3 protein-coding genes are annotated in these 1,616 nt (G+C 43.6%); all 3 read left to right on the forward strand.

The genetic code is table 11. The features are described from left to right. Positions 1-188: 188 nt before the first annotated feature. On the forward strand, positions 189-491 hold the full coding sequence (locus G493_RS0122640) for a (2Fe-2S) ferredoxin domain-containing protein (RefSeq protein ID WP_028582182.1): 303 nt from the start codon (positions 189-191) through the stop codon (positions 489-491). 101 nt (positions 492-592) lie between these two features. Continuing rightward, complete coding sequence (locus tag G493_RS0122650) at positions 593-910, forward strand: hypothetical protein (RefSeq protein ID WP_153306646.1); 318 nt, start codon at positions 593-595, stop codon at positions 908-910. A 568-nt stretch (positions 911-1,478) separates the two neighbouring features. Continuing rightward, positions 1,479-1,616 (forward strand): AAA family ATPase (locus tag G493_RS33220; protein ID WP_153306647.1); only part of this gene is annotated, 138 nt, incomplete at its 3' end.

The raw sequence follows: 1,616 nt of genomic DNA on the forward strand, positions 1-1,616 counted from the left end.
GACTTGATCGTGATGCCACAGAAACCAAATTTGAGCTTGTACTGTAACACTCTATATTCTGCAGCAGTGGCCGCATGACGGCTGCTGTTGCACCATCTTTACCCTTTTTGGGCAAGACTGGTCTGGGCATGGATACGTTCATGCCTTTTTTTACGCTTGTGTAATAAGGGTGCAAAGGAGAACGTGAAATGGCTATTCCTGAAAAACAGATTCTTGTCTGTCAGAGTTTTCGATTGAAAGGTGATCCAAAGGGCATCTGTCACAAGCAGACAGATGGATTTCTGCAGTACATTGAAGAAGAAATTCTGGACCGTGGTCTTGATATGCAGGTTATCGCTACCGGTTGCCTGAAGCAGTGTGAGGCTGGCCCGATTATGGTCGTTCAGCCAGATAACTGGTGGTTTAAAGGGGTTGATAGCGAAGAGGCCATTGATGCCATACTCGATGGTATTGAAGAGGGTGAACCGCCAGCAGACTATCTGATTGGCTGAAAATATTTTGCAGAAACCGTGTGCCGGCTCTGGTTGGGACAATATTGAACCTGTAGAGATGATAAGTTCTGCAGAAAACGTATAATCTGTTGAGGTGTAACGTGAGTGCGCAAGAGACTGTCCCGTATCGACCACTGGGAATAATCGTAAGTATGTTGGAGAACTCTGGGTTTCAAATGACCCACTGTTATGATGATCTGGTCTTTATTGAGCATAATGCCTTTTTGCTGCAGATGGGAGGAAAAGGCAGAAATGTTCAGGTCTGGTTTAATACCGAGAGTGAGCCGGATAAGCGTGAATCGATTTTTGATACGTTGCATCAACAGGGAAAGCAGTGTGGCTTGAAACTCGTTCATCAGGGGGAGTATGCCCTGGTTCCCAATGAGGAAGAAGAAACATTGCAGTTGCAATTTATGTAAGGGTCACGGAAAAAATAAATTATCTCATCTTGCTTGTCTCTCAACTCAGTAACGTCGTCGCGTTAATGACTCAATACGGCCAATATGGAACCATTGACGCGACGACGTTACCAAGCCGATATCCTGCGAGATTTTTGGATATTTATTATTTTTTGCGACCCTAAAATACACCACCACCAGTTATGCCTGTTCAGGGCGGACTTTCTCTTTCGGTGCCCCTCAACATGGGGGTACCGCTCTTGCTTTTTACGATATTGTTATTTTTGAACAGTCTGCAGTTACAGTTTGTTTGTGTTCTTTTTTGTAGATTTATCTACAAAAAAGATATTGTGCTTTGTGTGTAATTGTCACCTTTTTGTAGATGATTTTCTCCGGGCTATTTATAACTTGTTGTTTGTCGGATGTTTTTGGAAAAAAATTTTTCTGGCACAAGCTTTGCCAATATAAGGGCATGAGATAATAACCACCTCTTGTTTCACGAGTAAGGGTAAGGAAAGCGTGGCAAGTAGGAACGGTTGGTCAAATAAATCCAATACATTCTACAAACATGACACAGTAGGGGATGATTATGAGAAAAGTAGCTATCTACGGAAAAGGCGGCATTGGTAAATCCACAACAACACAGAACACAGTGGCCGGATTGGCGGAAATGGGTCGTAAGGTAATGGTTGTTGGCTGTGACCCTAAAGCTGACTCCACCCGTCTG

Source organism: Desulfogranum japonicum DSM 18378 (assembly GCF_000429945.1).
GTDB lineage: Bacteria > Desulfobacterota > Desulfobulbia > Desulfobulbales > Desulfobulbaceae > Desulfogranum > Desulfogranum japonicum.